21 protein-coding genes are annotated in these 17,190 nt (G+C 62.1%); 16 read left to right on the forward strand and 5 right to left on the reverse strand.

The genetic code is table 11. The annotated features are described in order from the left end of the window. The first annotated feature begins 1 nt into the window (after position 1). The 8 genes from NMQ14_RS01115 to NMQ14_RS01150 all read left to right on the forward strand — a co-directional run bounded on the left by NMQ14_RS01115 (position 2) and on the right by NMQ14_RS01150 (position 5,547). The gene (locus NMQ14_RS01115) at positions 2–613 is read left to right on the forward strand and encodes a hypothetical protein (RefSeq protein WP_257092696.1); all 612 of its coding nucleotides are present in this window, start codon (positions 2–4) and stop codon (positions 611–613) included. Then, the gene (locus NMQ14_RS01120) at positions 597–812 is read left to right on the forward strand and encodes a major capsid protein (protein ID WP_257092698.1); all 216 of its coding nucleotides are present in this window, start codon (positions 597–599) and stop codon (positions 810–812) included. The genes NMQ14_RS01115 and NMQ14_RS01120 overlap by 17 nt, the downstream gene beginning before the upstream one ends. Before the next feature lie 132 nt (positions 813–944). Beyond that, positions 945–2,432, forward strand: a complete 1,488-nt coding sequence (locus NMQ14_RS01125) for a virulence factor TspB C-terminal domain-related protein (protein ID WP_257092700.1) — start codon at positions 945–947, stop codon at positions 2,430–2,432. A gap of 10 nt (positions 2,433–2,442) precedes the next feature. Further along, positions 2,443–2,757, forward strand: coding sequence for a DUF2523 domain-containing protein (locus tag NMQ14_RS01130; protein WP_257092701.1), 315 nt, complete (start codon positions 2,443–2,445; stop codon positions 2,755–2,757). Beyond that, a complete protein-coding gene (locus NMQ14_RS01135) occupies positions 2,754–3,920 on the forward strand; it encodes a zonular occludens toxin domain-containing protein (RefSeq protein ID WP_257092703.1) in 1,167 nt (388 codons plus the stop codon). The genes NMQ14_RS01130 and NMQ14_RS01135 overlap by 4 nt, the downstream gene beginning before the upstream one ends. Before the next feature lie 396 nt (positions 3,921–4,316). Next, positions 4,317–5,063 carry a conjugal transfer protein TraX gene (locus NMQ14_RS01140; protein ID WP_257092706.1) on the forward strand — a complete coding sequence of 249 codons (747 nt, stop codon included), beginning with the start codon at positions 4,317–4,319 and terminating at the stop codon, positions 5,061–5,063. 49 nt (positions 5,064–5,112) lie between these two features. After that, entirely contained in the window at positions 5,113–5,346 is a 234-nt protein-coding gene (locus NMQ14_RS01145) for a DUF1902 domain-containing protein (protein ID WP_257092709.1), read from the forward strand. 3 nt (positions 5,347–5,349) lie between these two features. Continuing rightward, positions 5,350–5,547 carry a type II toxin-antitoxin system HicA family toxin gene (locus NMQ14_RS01150; protein ID WP_257092711.1) on the forward strand — a complete coding sequence of 66 codons (198 nt, stop codon included), beginning with the start codon at positions 5,350–5,352 and terminating at the stop codon, positions 5,545–5,547. A 35-nt stretch (positions 5,548–5,582) separates the two neighbouring features. On the opposite strand, the gene NMQ14_RS01155 is transcribed toward NMQ14_RS01150, so the two are convergent. The 3 genes from NMQ14_RS01155 to NMQ14_RS01165 are packed head-to-tail and all read right to left on the reverse strand — an operon-like array spanning position 5,583 to position 7,256. Next, positions 5,583–6,773, reverse strand: a complete 1,191-nt coding sequence (locus tag NMQ14_RS01155; RefSeq protein ID WP_257092713.1) for a ParB/RepB/Spo0J family partition protein — start codon at positions 6,771–6,773, stop codon at positions 5,583–5,585. 12 nt (positions 6,774–6,785) lie between these two features. Further along, positions 6,786–7,019, reverse strand: coding sequence for a hypothetical protein (locus NMQ14_RS01160; protein ID WP_257092715.1), 234 nt, complete (start codon positions 7,017–7,019; stop codon positions 6,786–6,788). Between the two features lie 3 nt (positions 7,020–7,022). Then, positions 7,023–7,256, reverse strand: coding sequence for a hypothetical protein (locus tag NMQ14_RS01165; RefSeq protein WP_257092717.1), 234 nt, complete (start codon positions 7,254–7,256; stop codon positions 7,023–7,025). 895 nt (positions 7,257–8,151) lie between these two features. On the opposite strand from NMQ14_RS01165, the gene NMQ14_RS01170 reads away from it, so the two are divergent. Further along, positions 8,152–8,928: a site-specific integrase gene (locus NMQ14_RS01170; RefSeq protein ID WP_257092719.1), complete on the forward strand. Its 777-nt coding sequence runs from the start codon at positions 8,152–8,154 to the stop codon at positions 8,926–8,928. Next, positions 8,870–9,259 (forward strand): TraX family protein, encoded by a 390-nt coding sequence (locus tag NMQ14_RS01175; protein WP_257092721.1) that lies wholly within the window; start codon positions 8,870–8,872, stop codon positions 9,257–9,259. The genes NMQ14_RS01170 and NMQ14_RS01175 overlap by 59 nt, the downstream gene beginning before the upstream one ends. Here NMQ14_RS01175 and NMQ14_RS01180 read toward each other — a convergent pair. After that, positions 9,256–9,519 carry a hypothetical protein gene (locus tag NMQ14_RS01180; protein WP_257092723.1) on the reverse strand — a complete coding sequence of 88 codons (264 nt, stop codon included), beginning with the start codon at positions 9,517–9,519 and terminating at the stop codon, positions 9,256–9,258. The genes NMQ14_RS01175 and NMQ14_RS01180 overlap by 4 nt on opposite strands. Before the next feature lie 6 nt (positions 9,520–9,525). Between NMQ14_RS01180 and NMQ14_RS01185 the strand changes: the two genes are divergently transcribed. The 4 genes from NMQ14_RS01185 to NMQ14_RS01200 all read left to right on the forward strand — a co-directional run bounded on the left by NMQ14_RS01185 (position 9,526) and on the right by NMQ14_RS01200 (position 14,522). Next, positions 9,526–9,681, forward strand: a complete 156-nt coding sequence (locus NMQ14_RS01185) for a hypothetical protein (protein ID WP_257092725.1) — start codon at positions 9,526–9,528, stop codon at positions 9,679–9,681. Between the two features lie 339 nt (positions 9,682–10,020). After that, a complete protein-coding gene (locus NMQ14_RS01190) occupies positions 10,021–10,869 on the forward strand; it encodes a site-specific integrase (RefSeq protein WP_257092727.1) in 849 nt (282 codons plus the stop codon). A gap of 10 nt (positions 10,870–10,879) precedes the next feature. Then, the gene (locus NMQ14_RS01195; protein WP_257092729.1) at positions 10,880–12,079 is read left to right on the forward strand and encodes an IS91 family transposase; all 1,200 of its coding nucleotides are present in this window, start codon (positions 10,880–10,882) and stop codon (positions 12,077–12,079) included. A gap of 904 nt (positions 12,080–12,983) precedes the next feature. Beyond that, positions 12,984–14,522 (forward strand): transposase, encoded by a 1,539-nt coding sequence (locus NMQ14_RS01200; protein WP_257092730.1) that lies wholly within the window; start codon positions 12,984–12,986, stop codon positions 14,520–14,522. Between the two features lie 791 nt (positions 14,523–15,313). On the opposite strand, the gene NMQ14_RS01205 is transcribed toward NMQ14_RS01200, so the two are convergent. After that, the gene (locus NMQ14_RS01205) at positions 15,314–16,492 is read right to left on the reverse strand and encodes an IS110 family transposase (protein WP_257093201.1); all 1,179 of its coding nucleotides are present in this window, start codon (positions 16,490–16,492) and stop codon (positions 15,314–15,316) included. Between the two features lie 138 nt (positions 16,493–16,630). Between NMQ14_RS01205 and NMQ14_RS01210 the strand changes: the two genes are divergently transcribed. Together NMQ14_RS01210 and NMQ14_RS01215 are read left to right on the forward strand one after the other, a co-directional pair. Beyond that, positions 16,631–16,909 carry a BrnT family toxin gene (locus NMQ14_RS01210; protein WP_257092732.1) on the forward strand — a complete coding sequence of 93 codons (279 nt, stop codon included), beginning with the start codon at positions 16,631–16,633 and terminating at the stop codon, positions 16,907–16,909. Between the two features lie 13 nt (positions 16,910–16,922). Continuing rightward, positions 16,923–17,132 (forward strand): BrnA antitoxin family protein, encoded by a 210-nt coding sequence (locus NMQ14_RS01215; RefSeq protein WP_257092734.1) that lies wholly within the window; start codon positions 16,923–16,925, stop codon positions 17,130–17,132. Positions 17,133–17,190 lie beyond the last annotated feature (58 nt).

Below are 17,190 nucleotides of genomic sequence, written 5' to 3' on the forward strand. Positions count from 1 at the left end.
CATGGGGTGCTACAGCGCAGAAGTGTTCATTCCGATCTACGACGAGTTCGGCAACGAAGTCGGCAATGAGCTCTTTTACTCCGGCTGCTACGCCAGTCACGCCGACACGATCAGCGAAGCCGTGTCCCTTCGTGGAACGCTGGACGTGAGCACAACCAAGTGCGTGACGGCGGTTCTGGACTCGGAGGGATACATCAGTTTCAGTTGTCTGGACAGTGTGGGCGTGTCTTTCAACTCGTATCTGCCGTATTGGCCGGAAAGCGGCGCCGTCGAGTATTTCGGGCCGCACGTCGCATCCATTACCGGTAGCGCAAATCAATTCGGATCGCTGCCCGACTATCCGCAGCAGAAAGGATCAAACATGTTGTGCGTCACAACCGGCGAGGGCGGTGCCCTCGTCGTACAGAACCCTCAGCCCGCAAACCTCAGCGAATGCGGGATGGTGGTGCTCTCGGGCTCGGAAGCGATGGGTAACCCCTTCGCCCTGAGCTCGGAAGCTGGTGCGGCCATTGCGGTCGCAATCATCACGGTATGGGCTGTCGCCTTTGGCTGCCGTGCCGCAATTCAAACCCTGTTCTTGAAAGGAAGTACAAATGATGAATCGTCTGCGTAAGGTTGCGGGTGTCCTCGTTTCGGCCGCTCCGCTGGCTCTGGTCTCGGCACCCTCGCACGCCGGTGGTGGCGGCGTCGATGTGTCCGCAGTCACCACGGCAATCGCTGGCGCCAGTGCTCCGATCGCTGCGATCGGCGCTGCCGTGCTGGTCGTGCTGGTCGGTGTTGCGGTCTACAAGTGGATCCGTCGCGCGCTGTAACCACCGCGAGCTGATCAGCTCGCATCAACCGTTTCAAGCGTAGTAACCCGGGGGGCTGCGGTCGGTCCCGGCATTCACCTGGGGGATTCAAATCATGGGCGCATACGTCATGATCGCTTTGCTGGGGGCCGCATGGATCATCTTCAACTACTGAGCGCGCGCAGGCTCCTCCGCAGCGCTGCAGCCTTCCTGATCGGCCTCATTGTCGCGGTGTTCGCAGTACCCGCCATGGCCGACTATCCAGCTCAGAAACGTTACTACGCGTCGGCCCAGTCATGCGTGCCGAACGCCTGGAGTCCGGCGGAAGCGTGTCAGGCGTTCTGGAACGGTCAGACGAACTGTGTCGTCACCTCACCCGGCGGTCAGTACTACTCCAATACGGACACGGTCTGCTACGGCGGTTTCTCCGGGCCGCCTGGTAACGATTCCAACATCAACTTCTTTTATGCATGTCGATACGGCGGAAGCATCGTTGCGAACAACATGTGCTCCGGCTCGCCGACATGTCCCGCCGGCCAGGAGTACAACGCGACAACGAATTCTTGCGGCGTTGCCGACTGTGCGCCTGGCCAGGTCAGAAACTCCATCACGAACGAATGCCAGCCGCCGTGCCCCGCCGCTGGCGCTGCCGGGGGCTCTGACTACACCAGTCCTTACACCGTCCATCCGCCGAGCATCTGCCGAGCCGGCTGCGCGCTCACGGTCGGCGGTGGCTTTCAGATCCCGTCGTCGACCGGCACCTGGTACGGCGTGAACGGCCTGGTGCATACCGGCGAGTTCTGCAACGGTTCAGTCGAGGGAAATGGCTCCGGCAATCAGGAGTCCTACGACGAACCGGGCGACCCGCCGCCCGTCACCGTCACGCCCGAAGACGATCCGCCCCGCTGCAAAGCCGGCGAGTGCCCGGGCGAGGTCAATGGCGTCTATGTGTGCGTCCCGTGCGGTGCAGCCGCTTCGGAAACGAAGCCTGTCAAAACCTTCGATCGCAAGACCGAAACCACCACGACCGGCACACCGCCCAACGACACAACGCAAACCAAGACCACCGACACGGTCGCGACGCACGACGGCTCCGGCACCGTCACCAGCACGACCAGCACAACGACCACGACCACCGGCCCGAACGGCACCACGACCGACAAGACCACGCAGGAGAAGAAAGAGCCACAGGAGTCGTTCTGCAAGGACAACCCCACGTCCGCCTTCTGCAAGGAAGGCAAATGGGGCGGCGCCTGCGGTGCCTTCACGTGTGAGGGGGATGCCGTGCAGTGCGCACTCGCCCGCGAGGTGCATCAACGCAACTGCGAATCCACGGCACCGAACGCCTTGACCGATCTGGCCGATACGGCCGCAGCCGGCACGGATGCCGCCTCGGCCTACATCCAGGCACAGAAGGATGCCGCACCGATCAGCGCCCAGGCGAAGTTCTCCGAAAGCCTGCAGTCCTCGCCGATCGCCGCGACGTGCCCCGCGTCGCGATCAATTGGCTTGCCGGGTGGATACAGCGTCGACGTGTCCTTCGAGAAGGCGTGCGAATTCGCCGGCTATCTCGGCTTCTTCGTCCAGGCCTTCGCCTACCTGTCCGCCGCACTGATCGTGCTGCGTAACCCGACCGCCTGAGGAGCCCGCCATGGCACTTCCGTTGATTCCCGTCATTGCCGCAAGCTCGATCGGCGGTGTCCTGCTCACCCTCGTGTCCTCGCTCGTCGGCCGGGTGCTTCTGGCACTCGGCCTCGGACTGGTGACCTACACGGCACTGGACCCGCTGCTCGATCAGTTTCGATCGAGCTACTTCAGCCAACTGTCGGGCCTGCCCGCAGACATCTCCGGCTTCGTCGGTCTGCTCAAGTTGGGCGACGCCGTGCAGATCATCTTCGCGGCCCTCGCAACGAAGCTCGCCATGTCCGCCGTGCAGGGGGCTGTGAAGCGTTGGGTCGTTAAATGATCGACCTGCAGACCGGCCTGCCGGGTGCAGGCAAGACGCTGTACTCCATCTGGCGCATCAAGCAGAAGTCGGAGCTGGAGGGCCGGCCGGTCTATTACTCCGGGATCGCGGACCTGAAGCTTCCATGGATCGAGCTCGAAGATCCGACCAAGTGGTACGAGTGCCCGGCGAACAGCATCATCGTCATCGACGAATGCCAGCGCGTGTTCCGCCCGCGCGGAAACGGCTCAAACGTCCCCGAGCACGTCGCCAAGCTTGAGACGCATCGACACCTCGGCATCGATCTCGTGTTCATCACGCAACACCCGATGCTCGTCGACAGCAACGTGCGCCGCCTGGTCGGCAAGCACTACCACTCGGTTCGCACCTTCGGCCAGCAGAAGGCCCGCGTCTTCGAGTTCGAGTCCGTCAAGGAGAACCCGGTTGCCGCGCGATCGACCGGCATCGAACACAACTTCAAATATCCGCCCGAGATCTTCGAGTGCTACAAGTCGGCCGAAGTCCACACGCACAAGAAGAAGCTGCCGGCACGCTTCTATCTGATGTTCGTGCTACCCGTGATTGCGATTGCGCTGATCGGCTTCACCGTGAGCTGGTTCTACGATCGCACGCAAGGCGTGCCGATCGGTGGCACGAAGCCCACGGCACAGCAAGCCGGTACCGGCGCACCGGCCACCAGTTCAGCCGGCCGCACCCGAGAAGGCAAGCTCACGACCGCGCAGTACCTGCAGGAACAGCAGCCGCGCATCCAGGGACTGGCCTACACCGCCCCGGTGTACGATGAAGTCACCCGACCGACACAGGCACCGTACCCTGCTGCGTGTCTGACCCTGCGCAATGAATGCCGCTGCTACAGCCAGCAAGGCACGCGCCTGGCCGTAGAACAGACCCTGTGCGACAAGATCGTCCAGGATGGCTTCTTCCTCGCCTGGGACGCGAGGACACCCGAGCAGCGCGAACGCAGACACGACGCCAACAGAAACGCCCCTCTGCTGGCCAGCGCCAGCACCGCCACGCCGACCGACCTGGTCATCGGCGCACCGGCGCCGCGAGAAGGCCTGAGCACGTCGCCGAGCTCGACCACACCGCAGACGACATCGCAGCCCACACAGCAGCCCTACCAGCCGCGTGTGCCGCAAAGCTCACCGTGGCGTGCGCCGTAGATCGGGGGGTCTGGGGCGGACACCCGCCCCAGGGTGTTCAAGGTTTCAGGGAAACATCGTTTCCCGTTCGAGGGACGGATGTCCCGAGCCCACCCCGACAGGGGTGTGCAGGGCAACCGGGGGGTCTGGGGCGGACACCCGCCCCAGGGTGCTCCAGGTTTCAGGGAAACATCGTGTCCCGTTCGAGGGACGGATGTCCCGAGCCCACCCCGACAGGGGTGTGCAGTGGAATCGGGGGGTCTGGGGCGGACACCCGCCCCAGGGTGTTCAAGGTTTCAGGGAAACCCCGTTTCCCGTTCGAGGGACGGAGGTCCCGAGCCCACCCCGACAGGGGTGTGCAGTGAAACCGGGGGGTCTGGGGCGAACATCGCCCCAGGGTTCTGAGGTGTGCGAACGATGAACTCCACCTATGTCGCAACGGGTCGCCTGGTGACAGCCTTGCACGCCGTGCTGCTGCCGCGTCACCCGCTGCAGATCGACGTGCTCAAAGCCATCGCATGCGCCTGCATGCTCGTCGATCACATCAACACCTGCCTGTTCGATCGTGCCTCTGTCTTGGCCTACCTGGTCGGCCGGCTCGCCTTCCCGCTGTTCGGTCTGGCCTTCGCACTCACGCTCAATCCAGACAAGGCGCTGCAGACCGCCAGGCGACTGGCGATCGCCGGCGCAGCGATACAGCCGATCTACGCGATAGCCTTTGCTGACACGGGTTTTAGTCCATGGTGGGCTGGAAATATCTTGTTTTCGTTCGCCGCGGTGGCGTATCTGGTCGAACTGGTGAAGTCGCCGACCACGTCGAGCATCATCCAGGCCTTGGCAGTGGTGATGCTGGCCAGCATTGTTCAAGCGCCGTCATCGTTCGGTCTCGCGGGCATTATCTGGCTGTTCGCGCTGCACCGTTTCCTGAACCCACAAGCCGACAGCACCGTAGCCTGGCCAGCTGCTGCGCTGGTCGCCTTCTTCATGCTCAACCCCGGCATGCCGATCGCCAATGCGCTCATTGCCGCCACGATCGCGGCCATCATCGCCGCGTCGCAGTTCGCAAGATCCGGAGCACCAACACGCACAACGCGCGTGCCTTGGTCACTGTGGTTCTATGTTGGCCATCTCGCCTTGATGGCCATCCTCGCGTTGAAATTTTGAACGATGTACCCTACGGGTTCGCAGTGGGATACATGTGGAGTGTTGAGTGATGGACAACTATCGAGTTCGTTGCGCGTGGGATGAAGAGGCGAAGGTCTGGTACGTCGAGGATTCGAATGTGCCGGGGTTGGCGGCTGAAGCGTCTACGTTCGAAGGTCTGGTGGCAGTTCTGGAAAAGCGGGTTCCCGAACTGCTCGATGAGAACGACGTCGCGGACGGCGCGGATATTCCGCTTGAAATCATGTCGCTATCGCACCGTGTGGTGCATCGGCATGCGGCCTGATGCATGGGAAGCGGCTACACGGCGAAGCTGAAGGAAATTCTTCGGGAAGCAGGCTGTTTTTACGTCCGTCCCGGCAAGGGCGATCACGAGATTTGGGAAAGTCCGCATAGCGGAACGCGTTTTCCCGTGGATTACACGATCAAGTCGCGACATACCGCGAATCAGGTACTCAAGCAGGCGGGTCTGCCAAAGCAATTCTGATGAAAAGGGAAGCCGGCTTTCGCCGGCTTCATCTTTTAAGTTTCCCGTTTCGCATGCGAAACGCAAACCTTCCTGAACCCCTGCAAAAACCCCTTCAACACATCCTCTTCCCGCTCCGGCAACGGCTTCGGCTGCATCGCCACCCATAGCATCACCGGCAGCACATCCGGTTCTTCCTCCAGGGCCGCGACCGCCGCCCGCTTCATCATCTTCTCGAACAGATCACCGCCCAGGGCATCGTTGATCACTTCGCACCAATAGGCCCGCGCCTCCGGTTCGAGCTCGGCATAGATCTCGAACTCTTCATCTGTCGGCTCCTCGTCCAGCGTCGCCAGGCTCAGCAACTGCCACGTCGCGCACTGCAGGTTGATTCTGCTCCCTCGCCGCTGCTCCCGCTCCATCGCATCACGTTCAGCCGCCTGCGCTGCCCGCGCCTGGGGCGACGCATCTGCATCCGTCTGCCGAAGCTTTCCCGCCGTGTCCCCGTCGCCATCACCCTCCGCACCGTCCATCTGCGCAACCAGGTCAGCTTTCGGTTCCTTCGCCTTCCTCACCAGCTCGCGCAGCGAGTCCCGGTTCTCCTCGCCGGCCTTGAGTCGATCAATCGCCTGGCGCGTCGCCCACCAGTCGAGCGCCGTCAGTTCCTTCAACGCCAGAATGATTTCCGGATCTTCCGTCACGCCCTCGCGGATGAGCTCCTCGATCGGCCACGGCAACCCCTCGACGCACGCGATCCGCTTGCACACCCAGGAGCGCGACTTGTTCACGAGCTCCGCCAGCTGCGCCAGGTTCATGCCTTCCTTCTTCAACGCCAGCAGCGCGCGCCCCTCGTCCAGCGTCGAAAGGTTCTCGCGCTGGACGTTCTCCGCCAGCTGCGCCGCAGTCGTCTCCGCACCGTTGAGCTTGATCACCACGGCCGGCACAGCGGTGGCGGCGGTACGCCGCACTGCAGCCGTGCGTCGGTGCCCCGCGACAATCTGGTACTTGTTCCCCCTGGCCGGCGTAACGATGATCGGCTGCAACAGCCCGCGCGCCTCGATATCGCGCGCAAGCTCCGCGATCCCTTCTTCGTCCATCGCCTCGCGGATGTTCGATACCTCCACCAGGTCAGCGAGCGGCACCAACACCACGCTGGCCACGCTCGCCAGTTCCGGCCGCTTCGCCTTCACAGGCGCCTTCTTCACCGCCTTGACCGGCGCTGTTTTCTTCTCGGTAGTCGTCGTCATGATCATGTCCCCTTAGAACCACATGTCCGCAAAAGCGTGCTCGTTGCGTCTGTCGTAATTGGCGAAGTCAAATTCGCACGTCGTCTCCCAAGATCCCGGCCGCTTGTGCTGCGATATCGCGTAGTGCAGCAGCGCCTCCAGGTATTCCGTTTGCGTTGTGTCGTGAAAAGCGGCGATCTGGGCAAGCAGTTCCTTCGCTTTGGCATTGATGCGAACTGTTGCCTTCTTCTCCTTAGTCGTCGTCATGGCTCAAGCCTCCGTCATCTGTTCGACCTGCGAAGCCACCGAAGGCACGGTAGCGGCCCAAAGCGTCATCGTCGGAAGGCCTTCGCCGTCGCGCACAAGCTGGACCTGCTTATGGCTCCGCGTGTCCGGCGAACGCAGTTCGACCGTCAGACGATCCATCGCCTCGCCCAGGTTCTCGAAGGCGTCGCTGTGGCCTTCATCCGTGCCGCTATAATTCACAGTGAGTGTGTAACGCATGTCTTTGTCCTTTCGTTTGTAAGCCGACCTAGCCGCTAGATTCGGAGCCCCGCGTACGTTTCGGGTGTCTTCCGATAGACAGGCTGCGGAGCCTCCTGCCGTCCCATCCGCTGAGTTCCTCGCCCGAAAGGGTCGCGAACGCACGCGAAGCGTCCACCATCAAAAAAGCACGCAAGAAGGCGTGCCAGCGGCTTCATCGCTGGCGCGAGTTCTTGCCTGCTTTCAAACCTTGGTAGCGATGTGCGAGGAAATCAGCGGATGGGACGGCAGTGCATGCGGTCAAGCGGAGGGCAACCGAAACCCGGCGCAGCCGGCTCCGGGCAACGCCCGCAAACACCAAGCGGGCCAACGGCCCGGGTCCGGCCTCGAGCTGGACGAGGTGTGCGACATGCACACGTCGTCGCCTTTGACTTTCGGCGATGCGCAGCATGGCCGGTCACGCGTAGTCACATAAAGATATTCATTTCGGGATATCCGCCTCAAGACTTGAGTTCACCCGAATGGCCGATAAAGCTATTCTTTATCTTTGCCGTTTGCATAGCGTCGTGTCGTTTATTTGAAGGGAATTTTTATGAGCCAATGGATACTTGTATTGGTGGTAACTGCTTACGCCGGGAGTGGAAATGAAGAGCTTTCGGTTACACCTTCTCTGGGCCCAACCTTCTCGACATTTAAGTCCTGTATCGACGCCGCTCGTCTTCTTGCACCAAAGATTCCTCCGACTTCACTGCTTAGCAAGGATGAATTTTCAAAGGCTCCCCGCCTTTTCAGTCAATTTGACTGCGTTGAGATTCCTCGATGACTGTTTCCGTGAGTTGTCGCTATGACGACTTGGCGCGATGCTGCACAGCGGTGGCAGGAGGAGACATGCCACAAGCGAACGTCGAACGAAGACGTGAGGAAACTTGCATGGATTGACGAGCACCTCGGTACCCTTCTTCTCACGGAAGTGACTGCGGACGTTATCCGTGCACTTGCGACAGCCAGACGAGCCGAAGGCTCCGGCGTCAGCACGGTAAATCGTTACCTTGCGCTTGTCCGCGCGATCCTTCGGCGTGCTGCGTTCGATTGGGATTGGATCGAGAAGCCACCACCGGTAAAGCTTCGGCCGGAGCCGAGAGGGCGGACTGTGTGGCTGCAGCAGGATCAGGCGAAGGCGTTGTTCGCCGAGTTGCCGGAGCACCTCAGGGGACCGTTTGTGTTTTCGCTTGCAACGGGCTTGAGAATGTCGAACGTCATCCGGCTGACGTGGGACCAGGTCCATATTCAACGCGGCATGCTGTTGTTTGATGGGAATGACATGAAGGGCGGCGATCCCTTCGCGCCGGCCTTGAGCGATTCAGCACTTGATGTGCTTCGTCACCAGTTCGGCAAGCATCCTCGGTATGTCTTCACCTACAAGGGCAGGGCGATGACTCGTGCGTCGAACTCTGCCTGGTACAAGGCAAAGCGTCGTGCCGGCATGGCTCATCTTCGTTGGCACGATCTGCGGCACACGTGGGCGACCTGGCACGTACTAGCCGGCACGTCGCTCGATGTCGTTCAGGATCTCGGCGGGTGGAAAACGCGAGTCATGGTTCGCCGCTATGCGCATCTGCAGCCCGGCGCACATCGTGCGCAGGCCCGAAACGTCGACGGCGACCTTGCCGGGTTTATGGAAAATTTCGATTAACACAGCAGCATTGATTGCCGCCGTTGAAGCACGGATTGAAAATCCGCGTGTCGGTGGTTCGATTCCGCCCCAGGCCACCACCCCTTCAGACGGCTCGCCATCACGGCGGGCCGTTTTCGTTTCCGGCCTTGCTGGTCGGCCTCTCGCGTTCCCGCTGTTCGGTCTGTCCTTCGCACTCACGCTCAACCCCCACAAGGCACTGCAGACCGCCAGGCGCCTGGCTATCGCTGGCTCAGCGATACAGCCGATCTACGCGATCGCTTTCGCAAACAGTGGCTTCAGCACATGGTGGGCCGGCAACATCCTGTTCAGCTTCGCCGCCGTCGCCTAACTGGTGGAAGAGGCGAGGCACCCGACACCCGCCTCGATCGCAAGATCGCTCACCGTCATCGCCGCCGTCGCCTTCATCCAGTCGCCGTCATCCTTCGGCCTTGCCGGCATCGTCTGGCAGTTCTCGTTGCACCGGTTCCCGAACCGACAACCCGACAACACAGCAGTCTGGCCAGCTGCAGCACTCGTCGCCTTCTTCATGCTCAATCCCGGCATGCCGATCGCCAACGCGCTCATTGCCGCAGCGATCGCGGCCATCATCGCCACGTGCCAGTACGTGAGATCCGGAGCACCCACACACACACATCGCGTGCGCCGTGCTCGCTCGCCTTCTATGCCGGCCACCTGCTGGCCATCGTCCTCATCCTCGCTGCACAGCAGCTCACGCGCTCGACCGAGCTCGCCCAGGCCATCGCGGCATAGCACCAAAGATTTACGCACGCTTACCCGATCGAGCTACGCAATAGACGTAACGGGTGGTGACAAGTATGCTTTCGACGAACTGCTGCTTTTGTCGGCGATTTAATGACCGTTCAGGTCATCGCGGAGTGCATCAAATCATTGATGTAAATGCATAAATTCCTGTTTCGGTGTGCGGAGTTATCCAGCACTCCCAGGAGTTATCCATCAAAACTGCGCCCGAAAACAAAGTTGAACTAAACCGCTGTCGCGGTGGGCGCTGATCGTCGATTTCGGGCGTATTCGGCAGAGGTGAAGCACTACCTTGGAATGGGACTGTTCCCGTTTTCGAGGAGAAGTGCGATGAACCCCTTACGTCAGCAGATGATTGACGCGATGGTGTTGCGCGGCTTGGCCGAGCGCACGCAGAGCGCCTATGTTTCGGTGCTGGTCCAGTTGTCGCGCCACTACGGTTGCAGCCCGGATCGACTGGATGCTGCGCAGGTTCAGGCGTGGTTGCTGCACCGCATACGCGAGCAACACCTGGCCTACGCCACGGTCAATCAGGCGGTGTGCGCGCTGAAGTTCTTCTTCGGCACGGTGCTCGGGCGCGAAGCCGATGCGCTGACGATTCCTTACGCACGCACCCCGCAGCGACAGCCGCAGATCCTGTCGCGCGAGGAGCTTGCGCGGCTGTTCGCAGCTGCAAATGGGGTGCGGGCCCGCACGCTGCTGATGACCACCTATGCGGCCGGCCTGCGCGTGTCGGAGGTGTGCGCGCTGCGCGTGGCCGACATCGATTCGGCCGTTGATCGGATGTGCATCCGCATTGTCGGCGCCAAGGGCGGCAAGGATCGTTACACGCTGCTCACCGGCCATCTGCTGGCGGCGTTGCGCCTGTATTGGCAGGCCTGTCGTCCGCAATCGTGGCTGTTCCCGGCTGCGCGCGACAAGCAAAGAGCACTGGACGTGAAGAGCGCGCAGCGCATGTTCTACCAGGCGCGTACGCGGGCGGGCATCGGCAAGACGGGCGGCATCCACGTGCTGCGTCACTGCTTTGCCACACACCTGCTCGAAGCGGGGGTGGATCTGGCCACGCTGTCCAGCATGCTTGGCCATGGTCACCTGTCCACTACACAGCGCTACGTGCATCTTGCGCGTCCGGGGGCCAAGCCGCAGGACAGCCCGCTCGATCTGCTGCGGCAACTGTAGGTGTTTGGTCATGCATCGGCCCACGCTGGCCGACATCCTGCGCAGGTACGGTCCAGCGTATAGAGACACCCATGCACTGAATGCGCAACAGGGGCGCGCCTGGCGAGCCATCGTGGCCTGCCGGACCCGCGAACTCGGTGGGGTACGCGAGTGCTGCGAGCACTGTGGGTGCGAACGCTATCGGTATCGCTCGTGCGGCAACCGGCACTGCCCGCAGTGCCAGACACAGGCCAAGGAGGCCTGGCGTGCGGCGCGCGTGCGCGAAGTGCTGCCGGTGCCCTACGCGCACTGGGTGTTCACGTTGCCGCATGCGCTCAATGCGCTGGCGAGCACACATGCGCGCTGGGTGTTCGACACCTTGTTCGCCTGCGCGTCGAGCACGCTGCTGGAGCTTGCCGGCAGTGTGCGCTGGCTCAAGGCCGAGCCCACGGTGACATTGGTGCTGCACACCTGGGGGCAGGATCTGCGCACCCATCTGCATGTGCACGCCCTGGTCAGCTGCGGCGGGCTGGACGCGCAGGGCAACTGGCGTTCACCGGTGCGTGGCAGCCACTTCCTGTTCCCGGTCAAGGCCGCGTCACGGCTGTTCCGCGGCAAGTTCATCGGCGCACTTGTGGCCGCACACAAAGCGGGCGTGCTCGACCGGGACCCGGCGCGCAATCAAGCGGAGCGCGCACGCAGGCTGCGCGCACTGCGCGAGCACGACTGGGTGGTCTACGCCAAGCCACCCGCCGGAGGTCCGGCCCAGGTACTGGACTATCTGGCGCGCTACACACACCGGGTGGCGATCTCCAACGACCGCATCCTCGGCATCGACAACGACGAGATCCGGCTGCGCGTGCGCCCCGGCCCCGATCAGCGACGGCGCATGGTGAGCCTGCCGGCCCAGGACTTCATCGCCCGCTTCATGCGCCACGTGCTGCCGCGTGGCTTCAAGCGCATCCGTCACTACGGGCTGCTGGCGCCCCGTCACAAGGGCGTGCGCATGGCGCAGGCGCGTGCGGCACTGCAAGTACCTGAACCGCAGGCGCCCGCCATCGAAACCGCTCAGGCGTTTCTGCGCCGGGTCAGCGCACGTGATCTGCAGCGCTGTCCGCATTGCCACAGCGGGCGCTGGTGTGCGGTCGAGATCTATGCGCCGCGGACCATGCGCCCTGCGCCCATCGCACGAATGCACCCCGGTGCGCGTGTGCGCGACGGACCGCCATGATCGGAAGCCCTCCGTCATCCCCACGTAAGGCATTGACGAGGTCGCCGACGGCCTTGGCGGGCACCCTTTGCTTGAAGCGGCCAGATCAGCTCAATCCGGCTCGACCTTCGTCCGGAAATGACACGATTCAACACACTGACCACGCCATCGAGCAACGGCCGCACGTCGAACGAACCGACCGCAGGCACCCGGAAACACCTCACGCTATTCAACGGGCATCGCCCGCGCATACAATCCTCAGTATCACCGCCTGAGCGGCGGTTCAGTTCAACATGGCTTATCCCCCGCGATTGACCATGGCGCTTCGAGAAAACGTCGTCTCGCGGGGGATAAACCCTATTCGTTATGCGTCTTGAGACTCGCTCCATCGGACCGTCCTACGTTTGGGATGAGTCAGAAATCTCCGAACTCAATTGGGGCGACAGCGGGCTCCGGATTGTTGTTGAGTTTTGGTGCCGCGCCGATCCGACAGCGCGTCGATACATCGAGTATTTCTGGAGTGGCCTCACGAGACACAGGGTGCTTGAGGAGTCTGACCTCGAGAATTATTGGAACGACGGCACCTATGAAAAGGGAAAACTTCTGTTCGAGGTACTTTCCGGGGGGTGGTTGTCCCACGCCAAAAGTGAACGAATCAACATTTGGTGCGGTCGAGAGTGGCTCGTTTACACCAGCAACATGAGCGCCACCGTTATCGCATGCGCAGAACCTCTTGTTCGGGAGCTTCCGTAGTGCAGCCGACGCATAACATGGCGCTCAACCGCGCTCCCTTCGGTCGCTGGACGCTGCGCGATAAAGCCGCGCATCGCCGGTTAGCTCTACGTTGAGGCTGTAGAAAAACCCGTTTCATCGCCCGTTTACATGCCGTTGTTATGATCGGTCATCGCTTCCACGGAGCCCTGCGATGCCGCGCTTCAAGACGCCCGACTACGGGCTGAAGATGATTCCGGTCGATTTCGCGCAGCAGGTGCTGCCCGGCACCTTCGAGTTCGCGCTCTGTCACCTGGTCAACAATGAACTCGACCTCTCCACCCTCCGTTCCCGCTTCACCAACGACGCCGGCGGCGCGCCGGCCTTTGATCCGGCGGTGCTGCTCAAGATCGTGCTGCTCGGCTACTCGCGCGGGCTCATCAGTTCGCGTTCGATTGCCGGCGCGTGCCGGAACAACGTGCTGTTCATGGCCGTCTCCGGTGACAGCGCGCCGCATTTCACGACGATTGCCGGCTTCGTGGCTGAGCTGGGGGATGAGGCCGCAGCCTTGTTCACCCAGGTGCTGCTGGTGTGCGACCGCCAGGGCCTGATCGGGCGCGAGCTCTTTGCCATCGACGGCGTGAAGCTGCCGTCGAATGCATCGAAGGCGAAGAGCGGTACGCGTGCCGACTTCGAGCGCGAGGCGGCGAAGATGGAGGCGGCCGTGCAGCGCATGATGGGTGAGCAGAAGGCGCGCGATGCAGCGGGCTGCGACGACGAGGCCGTGCGCGCAGCGCGCACCCGTGAGCGGCTCACCGACGAAGCAAAGAAGATCCGCGACTGGCTCGCGGCCAACCCGGACGAGCGGCGCGGCGCCAAGGGCGCCGTGCGCTTGAGTAATCGCACCGACAACGAGTCGGCCAAGATGGCCACTGGCAAGGGCGTGATCCAGGGTTACACGGGTGTGGCCGCGGTCGATGCCGCGCACCAGATCGTCGTCGACGCGCAGGCGCACGGCACCGGCTCCGAGCAGGAACTGCTGCTGCCGGTCGTCGATGCCACCGCCGCGCAGCGCACGGCGGACACGGCGATCTGCGCCGACGCCGGCTACCACTCCGAGAAGAACCTGGCCGAGCTGGACAAGCGACACATCCCGGCCTGGATCTGCGACAACGGCTACCGGCAACGCGATCCGAGGTACGCCGAACAGGCGAAGCACAAGGCCAGGCCCGACCCGCTGTGGGACAAGAGCGCCAAGGCGAAGGCAGCGCGCACAGCCAGCAAGAACAAGCCCTACGCCAACACCGATTTCAAGCAAGCCGACGACCGCAGCCACTGCCTGTGCCCGGCCGGCAAGCGGCTGTATCGCAACGGCGGCAACTGCACGATCAACGGCTACGCCGCCACCAAGTACACCGGGGCCGAGCGCGACTGCGTGCCATGTGCCGAGCGACATCGATGCCTGCGCACGCCGCACCAGACGAAGGTGAGACAGGTCGCCTTCTTCCGCGGCAAGCGCGATGGCAGCGCATCGCACACCGAGCGGATGAAGCGGCGCATCGATTCTGACCAGGGCAAGCAGATGATCGGCGCGCGCTTTGCCACGGTCGAACCGGTGTTCGGCAACCTGCGGCACAACAAGCGGCTCGACCGCTTCACGGTGCGCGGGCGCACGAAGGTCGATGGGCAGTGGAAGCTCTATTGCATGGTGCACAACATCGAAAAGCTCGGGCACCATGGCTACGCGAATTAGGTAAGCTGGCAGCCGAGGAACTGCCTCGATCAGGTCATGCAGGCGCTGCCCTATGAGGACGTCAGGAGACGACGATGAAACCGCTGAACCGGGACTGATGCGATGGAGAATGAATTCAAGCCGGCAATGGCCGGACGCAGCAACTTGCCCCGGAATGGGGTTTTTCTACAGCGTCGTTAGGTGCCGCACAATGTCCTTGGTTGTTGAAGAGAAAGACCTAGACTTTGGCCAATTCAACTGCTGCGGCGACGAAGATCTGTATCCGTTTGGCTGTCCTGACTGCGGAAGACCAATGGTCTTCTGCTACGAATGCGATACGCTCTACGATGATCTTTCAAATCTCTGCGGCTCGCGAGAGTCCGTCAATCACTTCGTCCCAGCAGAGCCAGTCTTCCATTGTCCCAATTGCCAGTATGCGTTTCCATACACGTTTATGCGTGATGGGTTGTACAAGATGCCCTATACCCAATGGCACGCTGCGGGTTTCAGTCATTTGCTTGTCTCAGCCGGCACCTAACAATTCGTGTATGGACTCCCCCCAGAATCAAGGCTGATCAATAGTCTGGCGTAGTCGGGTGAATCACTTGCAGTCGTATATCCGGCATCTGAAGCGGGTTCTGTGTGACCCGTGCCGACATGGAATCTGCGCGGGGATCGCCAATCGCTACAAGCGGCACGCAAGCTGCCGGAAGGGTTATCGGCGTACATCCCCGTGGGTGTGACCCGTTTGGCCATGATGGATGATCAGTCTCGTTGCAAGGGGTGGCGGGATATCGACTGAAAAGGGTTGTTCAGGCGGCGACCGGCCAGCTCGTGCGCTCGAACTTGCGAGCCAGTCGGGGCTGCGGCTCACCGTAGCGGGTCGCGTCACGCAGCACGCTGTAGCAGATGCGTGCGAGCTTGTTGGCCAGTGCGCAGGCGGCCTTGTTGTGGTGGGTGCGCGCCGAAAGTGTCACGGCCCACTGCCTGAGCGGGTCCAGGGCGCGATCTGCTTTGGCCGCGAGTGCGGCGGCTCTCAGGCAGGCGCGGGCGCCGTGCGTGAGCAGCATGCGCAGGTAACGATCGCCCCGTTTGGAGATGTGCCCGAGCGTTCGGGTCGAGCCGGAGGAGAACTCCTTGGGTGTGAGCCCGAACCAGCTGGCGAAGTGACGCGCATCCTTGAAGTGGGCAACGCTGCCGCCGGTGGCGGCGACCATGGCGGTGGCGGTGATCAGCCCGATACCGGGAATGGTGAGCAGCCGGGTGCAGGCGTCACTGTGGCGCGCCAGAGACGACAGTTCCTGCTCAAGCCGAGCGATGCGCGCTTCAAGAAGACGGATTTCCTCTACCAGCAGCTTCATCGATTCTCGGATGAGAGTCGGAACAGCGCTGGCAGGATCGGCCAGCACACGGCTGATCGCCTCAATGCCGGTGCGCGCGCCAACCGGAATGACGAGGCCGAATTCGCGGCAGAAGCCGCGCAGCGCGTTGATGCGTGCCGTCCGCGTAGCCATCCACAGGGAGCGGATGCGATGCAGGCCCTGCAATGCCTGCTGTTCGACCGATTTCACGCGCACGGGCTCGATGTCGGATGCGCGGGCGGCTTCGAGCAGCGCGCGCGCGTCGGCGGCGTCGGTCTTGTTGCGGCGCACGTAGGCGCGCACATAGGCGGCGGGCAGCAGCCGCACTTCGATGCCGAGTGAAGTGAGCCAGCGAGCCCAGTGATGAGCCGATCCACAGGCCTCCATGATCACGAGAGAGACGTTGCGGTTGGCGAACCAGGCTTCGAACTGCTTGCGGGTGAGGCGATGAGACTCGGTGAGCCGCCATTGATCATCGGCGACGGCGAGTTGAAAGATGCTCTTGGCAAGATCGACAGCGACGGTAGTAGCATTCATGGCGGACTCCTCCGGTTGAAGGCCGATCCCCACACCCATGACGACCGGCAGGTGCCTGATTGGGCGCCAAAAGGTCGGGGGAGTCCATTCCATCACTGGAGCGGACGCGTGGACGATAAAGTGCCAAGCTCATGTGAACGCGTGCGCGCCGCTCAGCTCAACCGTTGAACGTCACCGGCTAGCGCATCCCAAGATCTTGACGCGTAACTACATCGTGGTTACAGTCGCCTCATGACTACACTTCACTTCGAGTGGAACGACCCGAAGGCCAAGGCCAACATCAAGAAGCACGGTGTGAGCTTCGAAGAGGCCAAGACGGTCTTCTACGACGAACGGGCGAGGCTGATCGCGGACCCAGACCATTCCGAAGATGAAGAGCGGTTCATCCTCCTGGGCTACAGCTCAGGCCTGAAACTGCTTGTCGTGTGCCATTGCTATCGCAGGTCCGAGAACGCAATTCGCATCATCTCGGCTCGAAAGGCCACTAAGCAAGAGGCCGCGTCTTACTGAAAAGGTGCAATCCATGCGCGCTGAATACGACTTCTCGAAGTCAACGAAGAACCCCTACGCTCCGCAGCTCAAGAAGCAAATCACCATCCGCTTGGACGAAGAGTGCATCAACTACTTCAAATCCATCTCTGAAGACGTTGGCATCCCGTACCAGAGTCTCATCAATCTGTACCTCCGCGACTGCGCTGCTTCGAACCGCAAGCTCGATCTCAAGTGGAAGTGACGCCCAACCAGTCTGAAGCGCCCCGGGGCGCTTCACCGAGCGGATGAAGCGGCGCATC

The organism is Methyloversatilis sp. XJ19-13 (genome assembly GCF_024580155.1).
GTDB lineage: Bacteria > Pseudomonadota > Gammaproteobacteria > Burkholderiales > Rhodocyclaceae > Methyloversatilis.

Excerpts from the sequence above, each read along its gene's own strand:
- NMQ14_RS01115 (WP_257092696.1), top strand. The coding sequence starts at position 2 with ATGGGGTGCTACAGCGCAGAAGTGTTCATTCCGATCTACGACGAGTTC.
- NMQ14_RS01120 (WP_257092698.1), top strand. The coding sequence starts at position 597 with ATGAATCGTCTGCGTAAGGTTGCGGGTGTCCTCGTTTCGGCCGCTCCG.
- NMQ14_RS01125 (WP_257092700.1), top strand. The coding sequence starts at position 945 with ATGGATCATCTTCAACTACTGAGCGCGCGCAGGCTCCTCCGCAGCGCT.
- NMQ14_RS01130 (WP_257092701.1), top strand. The coding sequence starts at position 2,443 with ATGGCACTTCCGTTGATTCCCGTCATTGCCGCAAGCTCGATCGGCGGT.
- NMQ14_RS01135 (WP_257092703.1), top strand. The coding sequence starts at position 2,754 with ATGATCGACCTGCAGACCGGCCTGCCGGGTGCAGGCAAGACGCTGTAC.
- NMQ14_RS01140 (WP_257092706.1), top strand. The coding sequence starts at position 4,317 with ATGAACTCCACCTATGTCGCAACGGGTCGCCTGGTGACAGCCTTGCAC.
- NMQ14_RS01145 (WP_257092709.1), top strand. The coding sequence starts at position 5,113 with ATGGACAACTATCGAGTTCGTTGCGCGTGGGATGAAGAGGCGAAGGTC.
- NMQ14_RS01150 (WP_257092711.1), top strand. The coding sequence starts at position 5,350 with ATGGGAAGCGGCTACACGGCGAAGCTGAAGGAAATTCTTCGGGAAGCA.
- NMQ14_RS01155 (WP_257092713.1), bottom strand. The coding sequence starts at position 6,773 with ATGACGACGACTACCGAGAAGAAAACAGCGCCGGTCAAGGCGGTGAAG.
- NMQ14_RS01160 (WP_257092715.1), bottom strand. The coding sequence starts at position 7,019 with ATGACGACGACTAAGGAGAAGAAGGCAACAGTTCGCATCAATGCCAAA.
- NMQ14_RS01165 (WP_257092717.1), bottom strand. The coding sequence starts at position 7,256 with ATGCGTTACACACTCACTGTGAATTATAGCGGCACGGATGAAGGCCAC.
- NMQ14_RS01180 (WP_257092723.1), bottom strand. The coding sequence starts at position 9,519 with ATGATGGCCGCGATCGCTGCGGCAATGAGCGCGTTGGCGATCGGCATG.
- NMQ14_RS01190 (WP_257092727.1), top strand. The coding sequence starts at position 10,021 with ATGAACCCCTTACGTCAGCAGATGATTGACGCGATGGTGTTGCGCGGC.
- NMQ14_RS01195 (WP_257092729.1), top strand. The coding sequence starts at position 10,880 with ATGCATCGGCCCACGCTGGCCGACATCCTGCGCAGGTACGGTCCAGCG.
- NMQ14_RS01200 (WP_257092730.1), top strand. The coding sequence starts at position 12,984 with ATGCCGCGCTTCAAGACGCCCGACTACGGGCTGAAGATGATTCCGGTC.
- NMQ14_RS01205 (WP_257093201.1), bottom strand. The coding sequence starts at position 16,492 with ATGGAATGGACTCCCCCGACCTTTTGGCGCCCAATCAGGCACCTGCCG.
- NMQ14_RS01210 (WP_257092732.1), top strand. The coding sequence starts at position 16,631 with ATGACTACACTTCACTTCGAGTGGAACGACCCGAAGGCCAAGGCCAAC.
- NMQ14_RS01215 (WP_257092734.1), top strand. The coding sequence starts at position 16,923 with ATGCGCGCTGAATACGACTTCTCGAAGTCAACGAAGAACCCCTACGCT.